The following is a 4,124-nucleotide window of genomic DNA, read 5'->3' on the forward strand; positions in this document are numbered from 1 at the left end:
CCGCCGGTCTTGAAGCGATCCGCGATGGCGAACGCGCCCGAATGCGGCTGATATGTGCGCTCCGGGGTGTACCTCGCGATCAAGTCGCGGTACGCCTGATCGAGGTTCTCGGTGGGAAACGTCTCGTCGTGCCCGAGGAAATGTACCAGGCTCGGGTGGTTGCGAATGCGGAGTATCGTGTCCTTCACGCACTCGATCGCCAGCTCCTCGTCCGGAATGCTGCGCCCGAAGAGCTGCTGCGTGACCATGACGCCGTATTCATCGCAGAGGTCGAAGAAATCCTCCGTCTCCCGGATGGAGAATCCTTCCGAGCGGAGCATGTTGAGGTTGGCCTCTCTCGCGTACCGTATCAGGGCGTCGTAGCGCCTGCGGTCGAGCCGCAGGAGCATGTCGCTCGTCATCCACGCCGCCCCGCGAATGAGGATCCGCTTGCCGTTGACCATGTAGACTCGCCAACCCTCGTCGTTGACGTATGTCGTCGCCTCGCGTATGCCGAAACGCGTGCTCAGCGAGTCGGATGGATCCGCCTTCACAGCGGCCACCAAGTCGAGATCGTACAACTCCTGAGGGCCGACGGGATTGGGCCACCACAGCCGGGGGTTCGAGACCGTCAGCTGCGGGAAGTCGTCCGGCGAGAATGTCACCAGCTTCGTTTCTCGAGGCGACAGCGTGACGCTCTGCGAGAACGTGATGTCCTCGATGGCCCCGGAGACATCCCCAGTGAGCTGCCGATCCGTGGTGTTCGTCACTTCGACGCTCACGGCGAGATGTGCGACGTCGAGGCGCGGCAAATCGAGGTCGCTGGCCACATAGGGGTGCCTCATCCGCAGCGGCCCGGTGGCGGTGACGTAGACATCCTGCCACAGGCCCATGTTCATGTCCGGCGGATACGGATTGTGGTCATCCCACCCCGTCGTCGCCTCGATCTGCTTGGTGCGATACTCGATGTCCGGCCCTTGCCCGGGCGCGATGATCTCGATCGCCAGGCAATTCCTCTCGCCGGGGCGGACGTAGTTGCTGACGTCGAACTCGAAGCGCCTGAACATTCCAATCACGGAATCGGCGTCGGCGATCTTGCGTCCGTTGAGCCAGACGTTGGCCTTGTAGTTGATACCGTCGAGGTGAAGCACGATATTGCGCCCGGCGAAGCTGGCGGGCGCCTCGAACTCCGTACGATACCACCACGGGCGCCTGAACGGGCTGTCCGACGGCATGACCAGCCAGCGGTCCTCGCGATATCCGGCGATTGTCCTGAGATTACCGCCGTAGTACGGATCGGGATAGACGCCATTGTCAACTAGAGCCGCCAGTACCGTTCTGGGGACGTGCGTCGGGTACCAGTCCTGAGACGCAAAAGTCGCGGCGGAGATCGCCTCTCCGGTCGCGCCTACCTCGGCCGACGATTGCACAGCCCAGTTCTCTCTCAGCGAGATGACCTCTCGGGCGAGACACGCGTCGCCGAGAATCAGTACAAGCAAGGCGGCTGCCGCGAGCGCGGCGGTTGGTCGTTGTCTCATGGATCCATCCTCTCTGGCCGGGCTGCCCGTGATAGCATGTCAGCGATCGGGCTGCGTTCGGGCACGTGCGGCGCCTGACGGACCGGCAGTCCCCACATCCAGGACGGCCGTGTCCGGTACGTATTCCGACGTCGGCGCTGATAATCCCTCCCTCGTGGTTGCTCTTTATCGACCCCGCGGACTGCTCTCGCCGGGTTCAGAGCTTCCGCGGATCGTTTCCGAAGCGCCACGAGATCCCGCGACACGCGAACGCGAAACCGCGCGCCGCATGTCGTGTTGGTTGGACATGCGCGGCGCCGCCATGCCAGGAAACATGCCGCCAGGAGTGAAAGACATCATGCGTCGGCGGGCGGGACTCTGAAGCTCCCTCGGCTATCACACCATGAATCGCGGCAGGACGGAGATAGTCCTATTCGACTTCGACGAGCCGCGTGATGTCGAGGAATGGGAGCCGATCAACGACACCGTCATGGGCGGGGTGTCCCGAAGCACGCTCGAGGCCGGCGGCGCGAGCACGGCCGTGTTTGCGGGAACCGTTTCCCTGGAGAACTACGGCGGGTTCGCGTCCGTTCGTTCCGCCGTGCGCGATTATGACCTCCGTCGTTGCAGCGGCATTCGGGTCCGCGTGAAGGGCGACGGGAAGACCTACAAGCTCTCGTTACGAGCCGATGCAGCATTTGACGGCGTCGCCCATCAGGCCGGCTTCGCCACCCAAGCGGAGACCTGGATAGACGTGGATCTACCCTTCCATGACTTCGTTCCCAGCTTTCACGGCCGAGTGCTGCAGGATACGCCGGGCGTAGATCCTCGTAGGATAAGGTCGTTCAGTCTCCTCATCGCCGATAAACAGGAGGGGCCTTTTCGTTTGGAAATTGACTGGATCAAGGCGTATTGCGGGGGTGCTCGTAAGGCCGCGGCGAAACGGTCTAATCATTCTGCCACCTGAGATTCCGGAGGTGCGTCATGGCGCGGATCGCGCGCAGTATCGTTGATGTAATCGGCAACACCCCACTCGTGCAACTCAACCGTGTGACGGACGGCGCGGAGGCACGCGTGCTGGCGAAGCTGGAGTTCTTCAACCCCGCCGGCAGTGTCAAGGATCGCATCGGATGGTCTATGATTGATGCGGCGGAACGGGCGGGGCTGATCGAACCGGGCAAGAGCGTGCTCATCGAGCCGACTTCCGGCAACACGGGAATCGCGCTCGCGATGGTGGCCGCAGCGAAGGGCTACCGCCTGATTCTCACCATGCCCGAGACGATGAGCCAGGAGCGGCGGATGCTGCTGCGTGCCTTTGGCGCCGAGCTGGTGCTCACACCCGGCGCGGAGGGCATGCGCGGCGCTATCGCCAGAGCTGAGCAACTGCTGGCGCAGACGCGGGAGGGGTTCATGCCGCAGCAGTTCAACAACCCGGCGAATCCGCAAGTTCACCGCGAGACGACGGCCGAGGAGATCTGGCGCGACACGGACGGCGAATTCCATATCTTCGTCGCGGGCGTCGGCACCGGCGGGACGATCACCGGGGTCGGGCAGGCGCTCAAGCAGCGCCTCCCACAGCTCAGCGTGATTGCCGTAGAACCGGGGCGCTCACCGGTGCTCTCCGGCGGCGAACCGGGGCCGCACAAGATACAAGGCATCGGCGCGGGCTTCAAGCCGGATGTGCTCGACATGTCGGTGGTGGACGAGGTGGTGCGCGTGGCCGACGAAGATGCCATGGCGATGGCGCGGAGAATCATCCGCGAGGAGGGCATCCTCTGCGGCATCTCCTCCGGCGCCAACACCTGGGCCGCTGTGCAGGTGGCGCAACGGCCCGACAACGCCGGGAAGACTATCGTCACGGTCCACCCGAGCACCGGGGAGCGCTATCTCTCCACCGACCTCTTCGCCGACCTGCGTGGATAAATGTTACGTCGGCCGCCCCGGCACGCCATGCCGGCCCCGACGGCCGGGCAACGATCCCGGCGGCACGCTCCCCGCCGGGTTGGCCTTGCGCGCCCGGTTACAGGCGTATGTCGAACAGGCGCACGCCGCCCCAGAACGTGAATCCGTCGAAGTCGAACCCGGCGATGCGGCTGAACTTGTCGTAGCGGGCTTCGAGGAATACGCGCTCTTTGTAGATCACGCCGAGGCTCGCGTTCGCGTTGAGGCCGATCTTGCTCTCATCAATGCTGAGCGCGGGCACCTCGACCTTCCCGTAGTACGGCCCGGCGCGCAGCGCCACATAGGGCTGGGTCAGACCCTTGGTACTGAGCCTCCGCTCCGCGCCGAAGCTCAGCGAGTATAGCTTCGCCTCGCCGTCTTCCTCATGCATGTATGCCGTGAAGTCCGCGGTGCGCCGCCACTCCGGTGCCATCTGCGGGTCGAACACGCCGATGCTGAGGCGCGGCCAAGAGTCCCCGAAAACAGTTTGCGTCGTCGAGTCGCTCGGCAGGAAGACGCCGTAGCTCACCGCGATGGGGATCGGCTCCCGCCTCGCATGTGCCGCAGCGCTGACGGCCGTCAGCAGGAATAGGACAACTACAACACGTCTAATCATATCTACGTCTCCTTTCGCGTCTCGCGACGCGCCCCTGCGCCGCTGGCACCCTCGCGCGCGGCAGCGGCGCC

4 protein-coding genes are annotated in these 4,124 nt (G+C 64.3%); 2 read left to right on the forward strand and 2 right to left on the reverse strand.

Annotation, left to right across the window (positions count from 1 at the left end):
* The coding region (locus JSV65_15105) for a hypothetical protein (GenBank protein ID UCH33872.1) at nucleotides 1–1,517 on the reverse strand (1,517 nt) is incomplete at its 3' end.
* 382 nt (nucleotides 1,518–1,899) lie between these two features.
* Here JSV65_15105 and JSV65_15110 point away from each other — a divergent pair.
* Together JSV65_15110 and cysK are read left to right on the forward strand one after the other, a co-directional pair.
* Nucleotides 1,900–2,463 (forward strand): CIA30 family protein, encoded by a 564-nt coding sequence (locus JSV65_15110; protein ID UCH33873.1) that lies wholly within the window; start codon nucleotides 1,900–1,902, stop codon nucleotides 2,461–2,463.
* Between the two features lie 17 nt (nucleotides 2,464–2,480).
* Nucleotides 2,481–3,419, forward strand: a complete 939-nt coding sequence (cysK, locus tag JSV65_15115; protein UCH33874.1) for a cysteine synthase A — start codon at nucleotides 2,481–2,483, stop codon at nucleotides 3,417–3,419.
* Nucleotides 3,420–3,516: 97 nt separating this feature from the next.
* Here the strand turns inward: cysK and JSV65_15120 are convergent, their stop codons facing one another.
* Nucleotides 3,517–4,053: a hypothetical protein gene (locus tag JSV65_15120; GenBank protein ID UCH33875.1), complete on the reverse strand. Its 537-nt coding sequence runs from the start codon at nucleotides 4,051–4,053 to the stop codon at nucleotides 3,517–3,519.
* Nucleotides 4,054–4,124: the final 71 nt, after the last annotated feature.

It is taken from the genome of Armatimonadota bacterium (genome assembly GCA_020354555.1).
Lineage (GTDB): Bacteria > Armatimonadota > Hebobacteria.